The following is an 18,869-nucleotide window of genomic DNA, read 5'->3' on the forward strand; positions in this document are numbered from 1 at the left end:
GCGATTTATTGGTTAAATAATAGCACAAAATAATGGCTTACGGCGTAGGGACACGGTTTCCCATCGCGGGTATTCGCAGAGCCGTACTGATAGGCAGCAATAAAGGAGACAACATGCAATTATCTACCACCCCGAATTTGGAAGGCTTCACGATTACTGAATATTGTGGCGTCGTGACTGGCGAAGCCATTCTGGGGGCGAATATCTTCCGTGACTTTTTTGCCAGTATTCGTGATGTCGTCGGTGGCCGTTCCGGTGCCTATGAGAAAGAGCTGCGTAAGGCGCGGCAGATTGCGTTCAAAGAGTTGCAGGAACAAGCGGAGGATTTAGGGGCGAACGCCATTGTGGGCATTGATCTCGACTATGAAACCGTTGGGAAGGATGGCAGCATGCTGATGGTGACCGTCAGTGGCACCGCGGTAAAAGTTCGCCGCTAGTAGTTGAAACAGCACGTATATAGCGAGTTGGTAAAGAGACGGTGTGGAAAAAACACATAATAGTGGAATAACGATGTTGAAATGGATGCTTTGCATAGTATTGGGGCTGTTGGCGGGGTGCCAATCAGTTCCTTCCTCGTTGCAGGAACAGAATAATTATGTACTGGAAACCGCATTACAGTCGCGGGCGCAGGAGTCTCGTATCCGCTTTCTGGTGATTCACTATACGGCGGAAGACTTTGCCACCTCGCTGAATATTCTGACGGATGAGCACGTCAGCGCCCATTATCTGATTCCAGCACACCCACCTTTGCAGTGCGGCAAGCCGCTTGCCTGGCAACTGGTGCCTGAATCTCAGGCCGCTTGGCATGCAGGAGCCAGTAGCTGGCGCGGATTTAGTCGATTGAATCATTCTTCGATTGGTATCGAGATCGAAAACGCAGGCTATCAGCGCACACTAACAGGCTATACGTGGGAGCCGTTTACCGCCTCGCAGATTCAGCTCGTGACTGCGATCGCTCGTGATATTGTCGGTCGCTATCAGATTGCCCCGCAAAACGTGGTAGCGCACAGCGATATTGCTCCACTGCGCAAACAAGACCCTGGGCCGCTGTTCCCTTGGCAGGTGCTGGCGCAAGCGGGCATTGGTGCCTGGCCGGATGTGCAGCGGGTCACGTTCTATTTGAACGGACGACAGCCTATGCAGCCGGTGGATGAAGCGGCTCTGCTGGAAAAACTGGGGCGCTATGGCTACTCGGTGCAAAACACGATGACGGCACGTGAGAAGCGGCAGGTGATTGCCGCTTTCCAGATGCATTTTCGACCTGATAACTATCAAGGTCAGCCCGATGCGCAGAGCGAAGCGATCGCTGATGCGCTGCTGGAGAAATACGGCAGCCGCTAAATCGTTTCCTTCTCTGCCAGTTTCGCAATACGCGCTGCCATGCCACGGAAGATAAACAGGTGAGCGGGCATCATCAGAAACCAGTAAACCAGCCCGTTAAACCCAGAAGGATGCCAGCGGGCGCGGACATCCACGGTTCGATGCGTGCCTTTATCCGTGATAGTAAAATTGAGTTTACCTAGTCCCGGCGCTTTCATGCCGAATAACAGCACTAACTGACGCTGTGGTTTGATAGAGATAACCTTCCAGCCGTCAATCTTGTCGCCCACTTCCAGCGTCGGATGCTCGGGGCGTCCGTAAGTCACGCCGTTGCCGCAGAGATCGTCCAGTCTGGCTCGAATATTCCACAGCGCATTCGCGTAAAAATATCCTTCCTTGCCACCAACCTGCTGGATGACCTGCCAGAGTGCCTGACTGGAAGCAGACGTCTCCATCGTATGGCCCGCCTGTTTGGGGTAAAAACCGTAATTCGGTTTCCAGCGTGCGCGGACTTCGGTGTCATCGCCCCAGTCGGCCTGCTGTACGCTCTCCATTTCGCTTTGCAGCGTGAGGCGCACGGCGTCATCAAAGCTCATCAGTTTTTGTGGAATCAACGTCTGTAGTGCGTGGCCATCGGCCTGTAAATCGTGCTTTAACCCTTGAATTAAGGCGCTGGCGATGGACGGGGGAACCGATGTCACCAGATGCAAGAACCAGACGGACACCAGATGCGTTGGCATAGGAACGGGGATCAGTAATCTGCGTTTACCGCTGATCTCAATGAAACGCTCGAACATGGTTTGATAACTGATGTATTCGGGGCCTGCGGCATCCATGATGCGATTTTCTGTCGCGGGGTGCTGCGCGATATTGATCAAATACACTAGCAGGTTTTCCAGCGCAATCGGCGACGATTTAGATCGCACCCAGCGCGGCGGCGTCAGTATCGGCAGGTTATAGACCATATCGCGCATGATCTCGAACGCCGCCGACCCGGCACCGATAATAATACCCGCACGCAACTCTGTGACGGGAATGCTGCTGTTACGCAGGACATCACCCGTGATCTGGCGTGCCAACATGTGCGGTGAGGTGTCATCCTTCGCCTGAAGCGACCCCAGATAAATGATCTGTGTTACGCGGCTGGAGGGCAGCGCCAGCAGCAGATTCATGGCGGCCATACGCTCTCTGGCGATAAAGTCCGCGCCGTCGCCCATACTGTGTACCAGATAATAGATCGTTTCCGCGCCCCACAGACCATCAGGCAGGCTTTCTGGCTTAGTGAGGTCAACCTGTTGACAGTCGACGCCCGGCCAGTTCCTCGACGCGAGGGATTCGATATTCCGACCGGCAGCGATGACTCGGTTGCCTTGTTTCCTCAACCGCTCGGTTAAATGGCGGCCAATATAGCCAGTTGCGCCCAGAATCAGAATTGGGGCTGAAGGAGATGTCATGCGCCAGCGGTTCCATAGCAAAATATAACCATGGCTTACTATATCCTAAATAATTCGTAACGGGGAAAAGGAAGGTGGTGAGGAAAAGTGTGTGGTATCAACGCGTAATTTACGCTGGTCTACCTGCCCGATAACCGTGGCTATCAGGCAGAAGGGGGTAAAACGAGGAGGGAATTAGGCCAAAACAGTGTCGCCTTGCAACTGGCAACTACAGGCCAAAACATAGCCCTGAGCGATCTCGGCGGGTGTTAGCGTCATGGTACTGCTGGTGGTGTAATTACCGGATAGCACGCGGGTTTTACAACTCCCGCACACCCCAGCACGGCAGGCGGCGATAACCTGCACCTTATTGGCTTCCAATGCGGCCAGCAGGCTGATACCCACTGGCACGCGCAGATTTTTTAGCGGACGGCTGATGGTCAGCGTGAGCCGATCGGCATCGTCATCCAACACGTCATCTGCCGGGCGGAACTGTTCTTTGAAGATACGGTTTGAGGTCACGCCAAGCTGCTGAGTCAGGGTTTCAATCTGGTTCATGTATGGCGCTGGGCCGCAGGTCATCACGGTGCGGCTGGCGATATCCGGCACGTGTTCGACCAGCAGATCGTCGCTGATACGTCCGGCAAGGAAACCGGGTGCGGCGTCAAATTCTGCCATCAGCGTAAGATGCAATTGCTGCGGATAACGCTGTACCAGATCTTGCCATTCGTTGGCGAAAATCACCTGCTGCGGGTTGCGCACATTGAAGATAACGTGAATATTAGTCTGCGGCTTGTTTGCCAGCAGCCAGCGGCACATCGACATAATCGGCGTGACGCCACAGCCTGCTGCGGCCATCAGGTAACGATCGCTGACGGCGTTAGCGCAGGTAAATTCTCCCTGCGCATCAGACAGCCACAGATAATCACCGACTTTCAGCGTTTGAGTCAGCCAGCGAGAGCCGATGCCGTCGTCCAGCCTTCTCACCGTCAAGGTAACAAAACGGCTGAGCCCCGGAGAAGAAGAAATCGTATACGCCCGTAGCGTCTCCGCGCTGTTAGCGATGCTGACTAGCGCATATTGGCCCGGCTGATACGGATAGAAATCATGATTAACCAGCGAAATCGTCCAGACATCCGGCGTTTCCTGGGTAATCGAGTGCACCTGCATGCGGTTAGGGCAAAGCGGTGTCGGCATCGTCATTGTTACTCTCCAAAAGAAACGGACTTACGGCGCATCTGGAAGTGGCCGCTGGGACATCATGTTATGACTGTCGGTACGTTGTCCGTCTTAATTCATCACGCGGCCAGAATGGTGTTCATGTCCTGTTCAACGGTGGTAATCGCCCGCATACCGAATTTGTCGTTCAGAATGGCAAGCAGGTTATCCGTCAGGAAGCCCGGCGCGGTTGGCCCGGTGTAGATGTTCTTCACGCCGAGAGACAGCAGGGTGAGCAGGATGACAATGGCTTTCTGTTCAAACCATGACAGCACCAGGCTTAGCGGCAGATCGTTGACGCCGCAACCCAGTTTTTCCGCCAGTTTGACCGCCAGAATAATGGCCGCATAGGCATCGTTACATTGGCCGACATCCAGCAGACGTGGCAGGCCTTCCAGCGTACCGAAGTCCAATTTGTTGAAACGGTATTTACCGCACGCCAGCGTCATGATCAGACAATCTTGTGGCACGTTCAGCGTGAAGTCGGTGAAGTAGCTACGCTCTTCACGGCTGCCGTCGCATCCGCCAACGAGGAAAACGTGGCGCAGCTTTTTCTGTGCCACCAGATCGATGACGGTATCTGCGGCGCTCAGCAGTGTTTCACGACCAAAGCCGACGGTGATCATGTGCTCAATTTCGCTGTACGGGAAGCCAGCCAGACTCTGTGCCTGTTTGATAACTGCGCTGAAGTCGTCACCTTCCAGATGGTTCACGCCCGGCCAGCCGACGATGCTGCGCGTCCAGATACGATCGCCGTAGTTACCTACGTTAGGATCGATAATGCAGTTAGAGGTCATGACGATTGCGCCAGGGAATTTGGCAAACTCAGTCTGCTGGTTCTGCCAGCCGCTGCCGTAGTTGCCTGCCAGATGCGTGAATTTTTTCAGTTCTGGGTAGCCGTGTGCTGGCAGCATCTCGCCATGGGTATAAATATTCACGCCGGTGCCTTCGGTTTGCTCCAGCAGCATGCGCAGGTCTTTCAGGTCATGACCGGAAATCAGAATGGCTTTACCCGCAATCGGACGCACGTTAACAGAAGTCGGCTGTGGGTGACCGTAGGCATCGGTTTCGCCACGATCGAGGATCGCCATAACGTTGAAGTTCATTTTACCGATGCCCATTGCGTTGTTCAGCAAGGTATCGACATCGGCTGGCTGTGTGCCCAACCACGCCATAAAAGCATGATATTCGGCATAGAGTGCATTGTCATACTGACCGAGAACGTGAGCATGCTCCATATAGGCCGCCGCACCTTTCAGGCCGTAAAGATTAAGCATGCGCAAGCCGTGGACGTCATCACCGATGATGGCTTTATCGCTATCCAGCGCAAATTCTTCCGCCTGTTGCAGTAAGGTTGGAATATCGTTTCCAGCCAGTTGCAGCGCCGCCATCGGGTGATCGACGGTTGCCGTGGCATCGTGCAGACGGCAGCGAACCGCCAGCGATTCACGCAGCGTGATGGCTTCCTGAGCGTAGCCAATAATACGTTGGGAATCGAAGTTAACGTTGGTCAATGTAGAGAAGAAGGCGCGTGGTGCAAAACTGTCGACATCGTGATCGATAATATCGAGCTCGCGTGCTTTCAGCACCCAGGCAGAAAGTCCCTGTAGCACAGCGACCAGCAGGTCTTGCAGATCGGAGGTTTCTGCGGTTTTACCGCACATGCCCTGCGCGTAAGAGCAGCCGTTTCCAACAGGGGTACGAATCGTTTGTTCACATTGCACACAAAACATAATGACTTCCTTTTTTAAGTTGCATTTAAAATGCTTGTTTAAAGCATAGTGTCAGCCGAGGCAGGTAAAAAGGCTTTTTTACTGCAACTTTAGGTAAATTTGATTTAGCGCAATTTTGATGATGGGCAATGAAAATCACTCTCAATCACGGCCCATAAACGAGGGAGAAAACGACGATAGGCGTGTACTTATGAGGTAAAGAACGCCATCAATATTGGCGCGGCGAGGCTTAATAAAAAACCGTGTACGATAGCCGCGGGTACGATATCGACACCCGCGCCGCGCTGTAAAACGGGCAGGGTGAAATCCATCGATGTTGCGCCGCAAAGACCTAATGCACAGGAACGATTGCGCTGCGCCAACGCCGGAATCAGCATAATGGCCAGCAGTTCACGGGTCAGATCGTTGAAAAATGCGGCGCTGCCGATGACGGGGCCGAGAGCATCGGTCAGTAGAATGCCAGATAGTGAATACCACCCGTAGCCGGATGCCATTGCCAAGCCGGTTTTCAGCGGTAACCCCAACACCCACGCGGCCAGCAGGCCACCACCGAGTGCGCTGATACCGACGATGAGCGCAATGACCAACCCGCGACGGTTTAACACAATCTGGCGCAGTGTCATCCCGCTGTTACGCAGTTGAATGCCGACCAGGAATAGCAGAAAAATCAGCGCGTATTCACTGCCTTTGCTGGCGTAGGTGAATCCTGACCATTGTGTTAATCCCAGTAAAAATCCACCGCAGACGACGCCGCAGAGAGTGAATGATTCAAGAATCATATGCAGGCGAGAAAATGGGGTGGCGTTTTTAAATTTGCTGTGCCATGCGCTACGTTTTTCCCACAGCCACAGCGCAATGCCGTTTGCTGCGAGAATGCAAAATGCGAAAACGCCCGTGTAGCGAAAGATTAGTAACAAATTGCTGCTGAGGTCTTCCAGAAAGGCCAGGCTCATTCCCATCAAAAACAGAATAACGTACACCATCCAACCCAGTAATTGGTTAATCCCCTGTAATGTTTTTTTGGCACGTAGCGGCACCAGATAGCCAATGATGAGCGGCAATAAAATCATTAATAATCCTGAATACATCACAGAATCGGTGTCCTTGCGCGAGAAAAACGGTGTTAACCCGTATGTTAGCGTTACCGGGATTGTTGTCGTCAGACCATGGGGTTTTCTTCTTCATTTCTACCCCGACAAACGGTGGCGCAGAGGAAATGTAAACCGTGCGTTGGCAGCCGTCGTGAGCGTCATCGGCTACACTTGGCGGGAAGACATACGATAATCTATTAAAATTAAACAAATTATCGGAGTGAGTAAAGCGTTGTCTGGCAGGATATTCTATACGATGGCTATCTTGGCAGCAGAAAACCGCAGGCAGTCGCTACAGGAGAGAAGGATGCATCTGGAAAGTATTGAAATCCTGGGATTTCGGGGAATCAATCGTCTGTCGCTGGTACTGGACGAGAATAATGTGCTGATTGGTGAGAACGCGTGGGGGAAATCCAGCCTGCTGGATGCCCTTTCGCTGCTGCTGGCTCCCACATTGCCGCTTTATCATTTTGATATGCAGGACTTTCACTTCACGCCGGGGGATGAAAATAGCCGGGAAAAGCATCTTCAGGTTATTTTTACCTTTTGCGAGACGGCAGTCGGCCATCATCTATCCCCTCGTTATCGTTCGCTGAGCCCCGTTTGGGTCGAGGGAAATGAATCGCTATACCGCGTTTTTTATCGGCTGGAAGGGGAAGTGGACGAAAGCCAGTCAGTCTTCACCTGGCGCAGCTTTCTGGACGCTGATGGGCACCCGATACCGCTGGATGATATTGATGAACTGGCTAGAGAGATCATCCGCCTGCATCCGGTTTTACGACTGCGTGATGCGCGTTTTATGCGGCGTCTGCGTACTGGGACGCTGGCGGCGACAGTAGATAACAATAATGAAAAACTGGCTCAGCAGTTTGAACAACTGATGCGCGAGTTGGCGCAGAATCCGCAGAAATTAACGGATAAAGAGCTGCGTCAAGGTTTAGTGGCGATGCGACAGTTGTTGGAGCACTATTTTTCTGAGCAGAATGCGACGGGCAACGACCGCCGCCATCATCGGCATGCGCGAACGCACAACGGTAAATCGTGGCGATCGCTGGACAACATCAACCGTCTGATTGCCGACCCCAATAGCCGCAGTCGCCGAATTATCCTGCTGGAATTGTTTTCTACGCTGTTACAGGCGAAAGGATCGGTGGTGTTGGATCCCCATGCGCGTCCGCTCTTGCTGATTGAAGACCCGGAAACCCGGCTACACCCGATCATGCTGTCAGTCGCCTGGGGGCTTCTGATGCAACTGCCACTCCAGAAAGTAACGACAACCAATTCAGGGGAGTTACTGTCGCTGGTGCCGATGGAGCAGGTGTGTCGTTTGGTGCGGGAATCTTCACGCGTTGCGACATACCGCATTGGTCGTCAGGGAATGAGTGCTGAAGACAGCCGACGTATCGCTTTTCACATCCGTCTGAATCGACCGGCTTCGCTTTTTGCCCGTTGCTGGCTGCTGGTGGAAGGGGAGACCGAAGTCTGGATGTTGAATGAACTGGCACGCCAGTGTGGTCATCATTTTGAGGCGGAAGGGGTGAAAGTGATTGAGTTTGCCCAGTCAGGCATCCGGCCATTACTGAGATTCGCACACCGTATGGGGATTGAATGGCATGTGCTGGTCGATGGCGATGATGCTGGGAAAAAATATGCGGCAACAGCAAGAAGCCTGCTAGCTACGCAGAATGAGAGCGAACGCGATCATCTGACCGTTTTGCCCGCATCGGATATGGAGCACTACATGTATCGTGAGGGATTTAGTCAGGTTTATCACCGCATCGCGCAACTGCCGGAGAAAGTACCGCTGTCGATGCATAAAATTATCATCAAGGCTATCCATCGTTCATCCAAGCCTGATCTGGCGATTGAAGTCGCGATGGAGGCGGCGGTAATGGGCAGCGATGCAATCCCTCCACTCATCCGTAGCATGTTCTCTCGTGTGCTGTGGCTGGCGCGCGGACGTGCCGATTAATGTTATGAAAAGATAAAAATGCCGTTCAGTATAACGAACGGCATTTGTCGCATTGTATTTTTTACTGTTTAGCGTCGTGTGTTCTGAGTAGAAGTGTAGGGTGTGGAAGGAATCAGGATACGGCCTCGACGATTTGTGGGACGATCAGGCAAGCATGATTGCCTTTCGGCCCTTGATGTACGTCAAACCTGACAACCTGTCCGGCTTTTAGCGTTCGGTAGCCATCCATCTGAATCGTTGAGTAGTGTGCGAAGATATCGTCACCGCCCCCTTCTGGACAGATAAAACCAAACCCTTTGGCATTATTGAACCATTTAACAGTACCTGTCTCCATGCATTGACATCCTTCGCAAGAGTATTCTTTTTCAGTAAGGTGTGGTTATTTGGTTACTACGAATACGAATTGATTAAAACCCCATCAATTCATCCGTACACTTTAGTGAAATCGATCCCGGCGTCAAGCGATCCACCGTGCGGCGAGGAGGGCAGTTTGTCAAAGTTTGATGCAGATAACGCTATTGATTAATCCACGATCGCGTGGTGTCATCAAGATATAGGTTACAGGCCTTGAATTTTGCTTTCCGGGAACCATTTAATCCCTCAGGTGGTAAAATAAAAAGCAGACGTGCTACTGTAAATGTAGAGATACCCGTAATGCTGATCGTTTAAGGATCGAGATACTGGGGGCTACCACGGTGCGAGGCATCCCTGCGGGAACCTCATCACCGTGTTTCCCCCTCAATCCATACTTAAGTCGCCAGCATTAAGAGATACCCGTCATCTTTCAAGTCGCAGGTGCTCATTTCCTGCTTCTCGGATTTATTGGGAATAAACAGACCAATATCGTGAGTCGCGATATTCGTTACATGATGTGGATAGAGAATGGGAAACAACAGCACGTGGTCACAATCTGAGAACCTGACCGCTGATAAACAGAAAGAAAAATTGCAGCCGCCATCCATGTATAACGTGGTGTTGAATAACGATGATTACACCCCGATGGAATTTGTTATTGACGTTCTGCAAAAGTTCTTTTCTTATGATATTGAACGTGCCACACAGCTTATGTTAACAGTGCATTATCAGGGTAAAGCAATTTGTGGCGTATTCAGCGCTGAAGTGGCTGAGACCAAGGTCGTACAAGTCAATCGTTATGCCAGAGAAAACGAGCACCCGCTGCTCTGTACGCTGGAAAAAGCCTGAAGTCAGGCGATTTATTGGGAGAGGTGCCTATGCTCAATCAAGAACTGGAACTCAGTCTCAACATGGCTTTCGCCAGAGCGCGTGAGCACCGACACGAGTTTATGACCGTGGAGCACCTGTTGCTGGCTCTGCTCAGTAATCCGGCCGCGCGTGAAGCGTTGGAGGCCTGTACGGTAGATTTAGCCGCACTGCGCCAGGAACTGGAAGCCTTCATTGAACAGACCACACCAACATTACCGCAGAGTGACGATGGGCGTGAAACTCAGCCGACGCTCAGCTTCCAGCGCGTATTGCAACGCGCCGTCTTTCATGTGCAGTCTTCTGGCCGCAGTGAGGTTTCTGGTGCTAATGTTCTGGTCGCCATTTTTAGCGAACAGGAATCTCAGGCTGCCTACCTGCTGCGCAAGCATGACGTTAGCCGCCTGGATATTGTGAACTTTATTTCTCACGGTACGCGTAAAGAAGAAACCGATCAGGCGCCAAACCCTGAAAGTCCCGTCAATGAAGAACAGGCAGGAGGGGAAGACCGTATGGAAAACTTCACCACCAATCTGAATCAACTGGCTCGCGTTGGCGGTATCGATCCGCTCATTGGCAGGGATAAAGAACTGGAGCGCACGATTCAGGTATTATGCCGCCGTCGTAAAAATAACCCGCTGTTAGTCGGCGAATCCGGCGTGGGGAAAACGGCGATTGCTGAAGGGTTAGCCTGGCGTATTGTGCAGGGTGATGTACCGGAAGTGATGGCAGAGTGCACCCTGTATTCACTGGACATTGGTGCGTTGTTGGCAGGCACTAAATACCGTGGTGACTTTGAAAAACGCTTCAAGGCACTGTTGAAGCAGTTGGAGCAGGATAAGAACAGCATTCTGTTTATTGATGAAATCCACACGATTATCGGTGCGGGTGCTGCGTCCGGTGGTCAGGTTGATGCCGCTAATCTGATTAAGCCGCTGCTTTCCAGCGGTAGGATTCGCGTCATCGGTTCCACTACTTATCAGGAGTTCAGCAATATCTTTGAAAAGGATCGGGCGCTGGCGCGTCGTTTCCAAAAAATTGATATCACTGAACCCAGCGTGGAAGAAACCATACAAATCATCAATGGCCTGAAGCCGAAGTATGAAGCTCACCATGATGTTCGCTATACCTCAAAAGCCGTTCGTGCTGCGGTAGAACTGGCGGTGAAATATATCAATGACCGCCATTTGCCGGATAAAGCCATCGATGTGATTGATGAAGCTGGCGCGCGCAGCCGTCTGATGCCGGCAAGCAAACGTAAGAAAACGGTCAACGTGAGTGATATCGAATCCGTTGTCGCCCGTATCGCCCGCATTCCAGAAAAAACGGTTTCTGCCAGCGATCGTGATGTGCTGAAAAACCTCAGCGACCGCCTGAAAATGCTGGTGTTTGGGCAGGATAAAGCGATTGAAGCGCTGTCTGAATCTATCAAGATGAGTCGTGCAGGGCTGGGCCAGGAGCGTAAGCCGGTCGGTTCCTTCCTGTTCGCTGGCCCTACTGGTGTCGGTAAGACGGAAGTGACGCTGCAATTGGCGAAGGCGCTGGATATCGAGCTACTGCGCTTTGATATGTCCGAATACATGGAGCGCCATACGGTCAGCCGCTTGATTGGTGCGCCTCCAGGCTATGTCGGCTACGATCAGGGCGGTTTGCTGACGGATGCGGTAATCAAACATCCTCATGCGGTGCTGTTGTTGGATGAAATCGAAAAAGCGCATCCTGACGTCTTTAACCTGCTGCTACAGGTGATGGATAACGGTACGCTGACGGACAATAATGGTCGTAAAGCGGATTTCCGTAATGTCATTGTTGTTATGACCACCAACGCGGGCGTGCGGGAAACACAGCGTAAATCCATCGGCATCATCCATCAGGACAACAGTACTGACGCGATGGAAGAAATTAAGAAGGTGTTTACGCCGGAGTTCCGTAACCGTCTGGACGGCATTATCTGGTTCAACCATCTGTCGACCGATGTCATTCAGCAGGTTGTCGATAAGTTTATCGTAGAACTTCAGGCGCAGCTGGATGCGAAAGGCGTGTCGCTGGAAGTGAGCGATGAAGCGCGCGACTGGCTGGCAGAGAAAGGCTATGACAAAGCAATGGGTGCCCGACCAATGGCACGCGTGATGCAGGAAAGCCTCAAGAAACCGCTGGCCAACGAGCTGCTGTTTGGTTCGCTGGTGGACGGGGGCTCTGTGACGGTGGAACTGGATAAAGAAACGCAACAGCTGACGTATGGCTTCGTGAGTGCGCAGAAGCGAAAAGCGGAAAGCGTTAATTAATCAATACTGCGTGTTACCTAAGAGGGATGCTGATGCATCCCTTTTTTATTGGTGCGCCGACTACAATTGATATCTATTGTTATAGGACACCGAGAGCAATGAACCCAGCAACAGGTCGCCTCCGGCTAGGAAATGTTGCTTGTATCCGTCGCGCAGACTCTCAATCGATGCCCATCAGGATCTATGGCAACAAAGGTATAACCGAACTCAAGATTTATTGGTTCGAGTGCAAACTTTACGCCTAATTCTTTCCATTCCTGATATATCGTGTCTACATCATTTGGGGTGACATCGGACAGGCAAATTTCAAACCCACCAAATTGGGCTTGAGGTTTTGGATCAATTCCTGATTTAGACTGAATGCCTAAAATAAACTCGGGGGAGAGGGGAAAAACAGAAAATTCTTCATAGGTTTCTAACGGTTCTGATTTTAATATTTTTTTATAAAATTCAGTGCTTAATGAAACATCTTCAACATAAATGATTAAGCTATTTGGTTTAAACATGTCACGTCCTTATATGAGCATTTCATCAATCGTATCTTTAATTTATATCCACACTAACTATACGCCGATTATCTTTGAAAAAGAGATGATTTTATTTGGCGCGATCGTTTAATCAGGATTGAAAGGCGATGGGCAAGATGACGTTAGAGTGAGGGCAGGGGCGGAAAGTATCCAAAAAACAAAAGCCCTTGCCATGAAGGAAAGGGCTGGAGAAGGAGTCACATCCTCATTTATCGCTGTTATCAGCGATGAGCGAACCGGTTAACGGCTGCGGAAGACAATGCGGCCTTTACTCAGGTCGTACGGGGTTAACTCTACAGTGACTTTGTCACCCGTCAGGATGCGGATATAGTTTTTACGCATTTTACCGGAGATATGAGCGGTAACCACGTGCCCGTTTTCCAATTCAACGCGGAACATGGTGTTGGGCAGCGTATCAAGCACGGTGCCTTGCATTTCAATATTGTCTTCTTTGGCCATCGAATCCTCTAGGTCTAACTACCTTTATTTTTTAACCGCAAGATAATGCCGAAAAACCGACATTATGTAAAGAAGCGTTCACGTTTGGCGCGTTATTTACCCGTTTTCTTTTATCACCACGCCGGTTCTGCAAGCTGTTGTGGTAACCAACAATTCTCATCGACAGCGATATCCTGCCACTGGGACAGCTGCTGTAGAAAGCGATCTCGGGGAATTTCACACACGCCCAGTGAGGCGGTGTGGGAATTTAACACCTGACAGTCAATCAACTGACCGCCATGGCGAATAAAATGCTGCTGAAACACTAACAGTGCGTATTTTGAGGCGTTATCCGTGCGGCTAAACATTGATTCGCCGCAAAATAATCGCCCTTGTTCAATACCGTATAACCCACCAATCAGTGCGCCATTATGCCACACTTCGACGGAATGTGCTTTCCCTACCTGATGAAGCTGGCGATAAGCCGAAATGATATCCGGCGTAATCCAGGTGCCATCGTGGTGTTCGTGTGCACAAGCGTGAATGACATCATCAAATGCCTGATTGAGCGTGGCGATAAAAGTGTGGCGCTTCAGAAATTTTTTCATGCTGCGGCTGAGGTGAAACTCGCCGGGAAACAGAACCGCACGCGGATTCGGAGACCACCATAAGATCGGTTCACCGGGGGAGAACCAGGGAAAAATTCCCTGGCGGTAGGCCGCTTTTAGCCGGGGAACAGAGAGATCGCCGCCAACGGCCAGCAGGCCATTGGGGTCATCCAGCGCATGGTTCGGATCAGGAAACTGAAGCGAGTGAGACGATAGCTGATAGAGGTGCATGTTTTTCAAACGTTGTATTGCAACGACGTTTGCCTTAAACGTGTTGGCGAAATTGCCAATAACGACCTTGTTGTGCCATCAAAGCCTGATGGCTGCCCTGTTCGATTACGTTACCATCGTCCAGAATACAGATGCGATCCATTGATTCTAAACCGTATAACCGGTGGGTGATGACGATCAGCGTCTTATTGGCACAGTGCTGGCGGAGCAGTTGCAGAATACGCTTTTCGGTTTCTGCATCCAACCCTTCAGTAGGTTCATCCAATAGAACGAGCGGTGCGTCGTGCAATAAGGCACGTGCCAACGCGATACGCCGCTGTTCGCCACCGGAAAGCTGACGACCGCCTTCTCCCAGCCAGGCATTCAGCCCCTCGTTTTCTAGCAGTTTTTCTAACCCAACCTGCTGTAATATCTCGGCCAGTTTTTCATCTCGTGCAGCCGGTGCTGCCAGTAACAGGTTATCACGCAGCGTGGCGCTGAAAATATGTACGCGCTGTGGTACGACACTCATCATGGCGCGGAGATCGTCTTCCCGCCAATTGGCTAGCGGGTGTTCATTGAGCGTAATCTCCCCGTATTCACAATTCCATGCGCGAGTCAGCAATTGTAATAGCGTCGATTTTCCGCATCCGGTGCGCCCAAGCCATGCCAGGTGTTCGCCCGGTTGAATCGAGAGCGTGATGTTTTGCAACACGGGCTGTGGCTGACCGGGATAAGTGAAACCGACATGTGAGAGTTCGAGTGAGGCTGTGCTCGATGTCTCTGGTCCATGTTCAGGGAACGTAACGTCAATGGGCTGGTGAATAATTTGATCGACCCTGGCGGCGGAAGCAATCACTTGTCCCATATGCTGGAAGGCCACCGTGACGGGAGCCAGCGCTTCGAAGGCGGCAAGCGACGCAAACACGAACAGGGCGATCAACGCACCGGGCTGTGGGTTACCGCCAACGCCATCGGCTGCCAGCCACAGAATCAGCGTAACAGTCAGCCCGCTGCATAAAATCATCACCGCCTGAGACAAACCAGTAAGATTGGCTTGCTGATGTTGGCGACGTAGCCAGTTAATTTCCACCAGTGCCAGCTGTTGTCGGACGCGGTCGAGTGCGCCAAAAACGGTTAACTCCGCCTGACCTTGCAGCCAGGTGGTTAGCTGAAGGCGGTATTGTGCCCGTAGTGCGGTTAAATCCTGCCCGATGCCGTTACCTGCGCGATAAAACAGAACAGGCAGACAGAGCAAGAGCACCAGCATGATAGCGCCAAGCGTCAGAGCCAATGTGACATCAATGAAGCTCAGACCGTAACAGACGATGAGAATGACGACAAAGGCGCTGACAATAGGCGAAATAACGCGAAGGTAGAGGTGGTCAAGTGTATCCACATCTGCCACGAGCCGGTTTAGCAGTTCAGCTTGACGAAACTGTGCCAGCCCGCCGGGAGAGAGCGGCAGAATACGAGAAAAGGTGAAAACGCGCAGACGCAGCAGAACACGAAATGTTGCATCGTGGCTGACGACTCTTTCGCCATAACGTCCAGCGGTACGCGCGATAGCGGCGCCCCGCACGCCTGCGGCAGGCAGCATATAATTAAAGGTGAGTAGCCCGACAATCCCTGCCAGTGCGGCTCCAGCGAGAAACCAGCCGGATAGGGCGAGTAAGCCGATGCTGGCCAGCAATGTGGCGATTGCCAGCACGACACCCAGACTTAAGCGCCAAATGTGTTGACGATAAAGTGCCAGAAAGGGTTTTAATACTCGCATCGTTTTTATCTGAGCCATTACAGCGCCCCCTGTCGTTGTGCCAGCAGTGCCGCGAAGGGGCCTGTTTCGGCGAGAAGTGTTTGATAATTCCCCCGCTGAACCAGTCGACCCTCTTCCATCACCCAAATGGCATCATAATCGGTGATATCGTTGAGCTGGTGCGTGACCAGCAGCGTGGTCTGAGAACGTGCTGCCGCGTTCAGTGCGCTCATAACCAGTTCCTCGCTGTGGGCATCGAGGCTGGCTGATGGTTCATCCAGCAGCAATAAGTTGCAAGGGTGGATAAGCGCACGGGCAACGGCGACGCGCTGTGCCTGCCCAACGGATAAACGTGCAGCACCATCACCGATGGACGTTTCCAACCCCTGTGGCAGTTGTGGTAAAAATTCTTGCACGTACGCGCGTTCAATCGCCTGCTGCAATTCCACAATGCTGGCCTGTGGATTACCCAGTAAAATATTGCCGCGCAGCGTCTGTTCCGGTAAATGGGGATTTTGCCCAACCCAGCTCAATTGCTTACGCCACGATTCAGACGTAAGCGAGTTGAGAGCTTTGCCATTTACGGTTAATGAACCACGATAAGGCAGGAACCCCAACAGAACATTAAGCAGTGAACTTTTTCCTGCTCCGCTGATACCGACTAACGCGATACGTTCGCCTGCGCGGATATTGAACGTTAATGGTTGGGTTAACGGCGTGCCGTTTGGTGCGAGGACAACCAGGTCTTCCGCGTGGATGGCAATGGCGGTATCGCTGCTGAATTCATCGGTGCCAAAACCTACCGATTCGCCTTCCTCGGCTAAAAAAGTCACCAGTGATTCCGCTGCACCGATAGCTTGAGCTTTGGCATGGTAGAAGGTGCCTAGATCGCGTAAAGGTTGAAAGAACTCCGGTGCTAAAATTAGGACGAGAAAACCAGCGAAGAGCGTGACGCCCATTCCATAATGACCAAAATCGAGTTCTCCGAGATAAGAGAAACCGAAATAGACGGCGACAACCGCGATAGAAATGGAGGCGAAAAATTCCAGCACGCCCGAGGAGAGAAATGCCATGCGCAGCACTTCCATGGTGCGGCTACGGAAATCTTCTGAGGCATGGCGGATTTGTTCGGTTTCAGCCTGACCGCGATGAAACAGGCGGAGTGTCTCCATCCCGCGCAGGCGATCGAGGAAGTGTCCGCTTAGGCGAGCCAACGCCAGAAAGTTACGCCGGTTGGCATCCGCGGCACCCATACCGACCAGCGCCATAAACAAGGGAATAAGCGGTGCGGTGAGAAATAGAATCAGTCCTGCGGCCCAGTTGAGTGGAAAGATCGCGATCAAGATAAGCAGCGGGACCAGCGCGGCAAGATACATTTGCGGCAGATAGCGGGCGTAATAGTCCTGCATATCATCCACCTGCTCAAGAATCATTGTTGCCCAACTACCCGCGGGTTTACCCTGAACCCAGGCCGGGCCGAGCTGCTGTAATCGATCCAGTACCCGCTTACGAATGTGCTGTCGAACCGCTTGTCCGCAAAGAAAACCGACACGCTCGCGTAACAGGCTGTTAAGCGCACGCAAAATAAAGGTGGCGATCAGCAGAAAGAAGGGGGAGAGCTGGGATTCTCGGGGGGTATGCTCGATGATCAAGGCATGCAACAGGGTGGCTAAGAGCCAGGCTTGTGCCACGATTAGTGCGCCGCTCAGAAATCCGAGCAGCAGTGAAAGCCGTAACCAACGTTGCGCCAGCTTGCTTTGCTGTTTCAGCCAGGCGGTCAGTTCTTGCTGTCTGGTTTTTTTCATCGGGCACCAGTTCGTTATGTTGCAGAAATGGACTTAACAGAAAATAACTCTTATGTAACTGTCAGGTAACAAAATTATCTTCTATCATGCAGAATGCCGCCATGTTACCGCGACAGGGACGCGCTGAAAACGAAAAGGAGAGGGGAAATCGGTGAGGCGATCAATTTTTGTGTTGCGGCAGGCAAATCGAAAGGAAGAAAACGGAACGGCTGTTGCCGCTCCGTTCCTGCATCGTACTACTTGGTGATGGTCAGCCCATCCAGGTAACGTTCAGCATCCAGTGCAGCCATACAGCCTGTACCGGCAGAGGTAATGGCCTGACGGTAAATATGGTCCATCACGTCGCCTGCGGCAAAGACGCCAGGAATGCTGGTTTGTGTCGCATTGCCATGAATACCTGATTGCACTTTGATATAACCGTTTTCCAGTGCTAATTGGTCGCCAAACACGACGGTATTTGGGCTATGCCCGATAGCGATAAACACGCCTGCCAGTTCCAGTTCTTCTGCGGCATTGCTTTGTGTATCGCGGATACGCACACCGGTTACGCCCATATCATCGCCCAGCACTTCGTCCAGCGTACGGTTGGTATGCAGGATGATGTTACCGTTTTTAACTTTGTCCATCAGACGGTCGATCAGAATCTTTTCTGAACGGAACGTCTCGCGGCGGTGAATCAAATGTACTTCCGCTGCGATGTTAGACAAATACAGCGCTTCTTCTACAGCAGTATTCCCGCCGCCAACGACGGCAACTTTCTGATTCCGATAAAAGAATCCGTCACAGGTTGCGCAGGCGGATACGCCTTTGCCTTTAAACGCTTCTTCAGATGGCAGGCCAAGGTAGCGAGCTGATGCACCCGTAGCGATGATCAGCGCATCACAGGTGTATTCGTCGCTATCGCCGAATAAACGGAATGGACGGTTCTGCAAATCAACACGTTCAATATGATCAAAAATCACGTCGGTATTGAACTTGGTCGCATGTGCATGCATACGTTCCATTAACAACGGGCCAGTTAAATTGTCGGCATCGCCCGGCCAATTTTCTACTTCGGTCGTGGTCGTCAACTGACCGCCTTTTTCCATACCCGTGATTAATACTGGCTGTAAATTCGCGCGTGCAGCATACACTGCGGCAGTGTAGCCAGCGGGGCCTGAGCCCAGAATCAATAACTTGTGATGTTTAACGGTACCCATGCTTTCCTCATTTCATGACGGCGAACAATGTTCATATAACCAGCCTTTACGAC

At 51.8% G+C, this 18,869-nt stretch carries 16 protein-coding genes; 5 read left to right on the forward strand and 11 right to left on the reverse strand.

From position 1 onward, the window contains the following. The first annotated feature begins 113 nt into the window (after positions 1-113). Both AACH44_RS08670 and AACH44_RS08675 read left to right on the forward strand, forming a co-directional pair. A complete protein-coding gene (locus tag AACH44_RS08670) occupies positions 114-437 on the forward strand; it encodes a heavy metal-binding domain-containing protein (RefSeq protein WP_005967367.1) in 324 nt (107 codons plus the stop codon). 73 nt (positions 438-510) lie between these two features. Next, positions 511-1,341, forward strand: coding sequence for an N-acetylmuramoyl-L-alanine amidase (locus AACH44_RS08675; RefSeq protein WP_338659566.1), 831 nt, complete (start codon positions 511-513; stop codon positions 1,339-1,341). On the opposite strand, the gene AACH44_RS08680 is transcribed toward AACH44_RS08675, so the two are convergent. The 4 genes from AACH44_RS08680 to AACH44_RS08695 all read right to left on the reverse strand — a co-directional run bounded on the left by AACH44_RS08680 (position 1,338) and on the right by AACH44_RS08695 (position 6,792). Then, on the reverse strand, positions 1,338-2,774 hold the full coding sequence (locus AACH44_RS08680; protein WP_261849179.1) for an SDR family oxidoreductase: 1,437 nt from the start codon (positions 2,772-2,774) through the stop codon (positions 1,338-1,340). The two genes, AACH44_RS08675 and AACH44_RS08680, sit on opposite strands and share 4 nt — an antisense overlap. Before the next feature lie 174 nt (positions 2,775-2,948). Beyond that, positions 2,949-3,956: an NADH oxidoreductase gene (hcr, locus tag AACH44_RS08685; protein ID WP_261849180.1), complete on the reverse strand. Its 1,008-nt coding sequence runs from the start codon at positions 3,954-3,956 to the stop codon at positions 2,949-2,951. Positions 3,957-4,051: 95 nt separating this feature from the next. Then, the gene (gene hcp / locus AACH44_RS08690; RefSeq protein ID WP_261849181.1) at positions 4,052-5,704 is read right to left on the reverse strand and encodes a hydroxylamine reductase; all 1,653 of its coding nucleotides are present in this window, start codon (positions 5,702-5,704) and stop codon (positions 4,052-4,054) included. 188 nt (positions 5,705-5,892) lie between these two features. Beyond that, a complete protein-coding gene (locus AACH44_RS08695) occupies positions 5,893-6,792 on the reverse strand; it encodes a lysine exporter LysO family protein (protein ID WP_261849226.1) in 900 nt (299 codons plus the stop codon). A 310-nt stretch (positions 6,793-7,102) separates the two neighbouring features. Between AACH44_RS08695 and AACH44_RS08700 the strand changes: the two genes are divergently transcribed. Then, complete coding sequence (locus AACH44_RS08700; protein ID WP_261849227.1) at positions 7,103-8,767, forward strand: ATP-dependent endonuclease; 1,665 nt, start codon at positions 7,103-7,105, stop codon at positions 8,765-8,767. Between the two features lie 112 nt (positions 8,768-8,879). Here AACH44_RS08700 and cspD read toward each other — a convergent pair whose 3' ends face one another. Continuing rightward, positions 8,880-9,101 carry a cold shock-like protein CspD gene (cspD, locus tag AACH44_RS08705; protein ID WP_039300708.1) on the reverse strand — a complete coding sequence of 74 codons (222 nt, stop codon included), beginning with the start codon at positions 9,099-9,101 and terminating at the stop codon, positions 8,880-8,882. A gap of 548 nt (positions 9,102-9,649) precedes the next feature. On the opposite strand from cspD, the gene clpS reads away from it, so the two are divergent. Both clpS and clpA read left to right on the forward strand, forming a co-directional pair. Then, complete coding sequence (gene clpS / locus AACH44_RS08710; RefSeq protein WP_005967385.1) at positions 9,650-9,970, forward strand: ATP-dependent Clp protease adapter ClpS; 321 nt, start codon at positions 9,650-9,652, stop codon at positions 9,968-9,970. A 29-nt stretch (positions 9,971-9,999) separates the two neighbouring features. Further along, the gene (gene clpA / locus AACH44_RS08715) at positions 10,000-12,273 is read left to right on the forward strand and encodes an ATP-dependent Clp protease ATP-binding subunit ClpA (protein ID WP_261849182.1); all 2,274 of its coding nucleotides are present in this window, start codon (positions 10,000-10,002) and stop codon (positions 12,271-12,273) included. Between the two features lie 125 nt (positions 12,274-12,398). On the opposite strand, the gene AACH44_RS08720 is transcribed toward clpA, so the two are convergent. The 6 genes from AACH44_RS08720 to trxB form a co-directional block, all read right to left on the reverse strand. Beyond that, the gene (locus tag AACH44_RS08720; RefSeq protein ID WP_137740449.1) at positions 12,399-12,779 is read right to left on the reverse strand and encodes a VOC family protein; all 381 of its coding nucleotides are present in this window, start codon (positions 12,777-12,779) and stop codon (positions 12,399-12,401) included. A gap of 261 nt (positions 12,780-13,040) precedes the next feature. Then, the gene (gene infA, locus AACH44_RS08725) at positions 13,041-13,259 is read right to left on the reverse strand and encodes a translation initiation factor IF-1 (RefSeq protein ID WP_002211347.1); all 219 of its coding nucleotides are present in this window, start codon (positions 13,257-13,259) and stop codon (positions 13,041-13,043) included. Between the two features lie 113 nt (positions 13,260-13,372). After that, on the reverse strand, positions 13,373-14,077 hold the full coding sequence (aat, locus tag AACH44_RS08730; protein WP_261849183.1) for a leucyl/phenylalanyl-tRNA--protein transferase: 705 nt from the start codon (positions 14,075-14,077) through the stop codon (positions 13,373-13,375). Between the two features lie 34 nt (positions 14,078-14,111). Continuing rightward, positions 14,112-15,851, reverse strand: a complete 1,740-nt coding sequence (cydC, locus tag AACH44_RS08735) for a heme ABC transporter ATP-binding protein/permease CydC (RefSeq protein WP_338659567.1) — start codon at positions 15,849-15,851, stop codon at positions 14,112-14,114. Beyond that, positions 15,851-17,617, reverse strand: coding sequence for a heme ABC transporter permease/ATP-binding protein CydD (gene cydD, locus AACH44_RS08740; protein WP_261849185.1), 1,767 nt, complete (start codon positions 17,615-17,617; stop codon positions 15,851-15,853). The genes cydC and cydD overlap by 1 nt, the downstream gene beginning before the upstream one ends. 236 nt (positions 17,618-17,853) lie before the next feature. Next, the gene (gene trxB / locus AACH44_RS08745) at positions 17,854-18,816 is read right to left on the reverse strand and encodes a thioredoxin-disulfide reductase (protein WP_261849186.1); all 963 of its coding nucleotides are present in this window, start codon (positions 18,814-18,816) and stop codon (positions 17,854-17,856) included. Between the last annotated feature and the right edge of the window lie 53 nt (positions 18,817-18,869).

Origin of the sequence: Pectobacterium araliae (genome assembly GCF_037076465.1) — a bacterium.
GTDB lineage: Bacteria > Pseudomonadota > Gammaproteobacteria > Enterobacterales > Enterobacteriaceae > Pectobacterium > Pectobacterium araliae.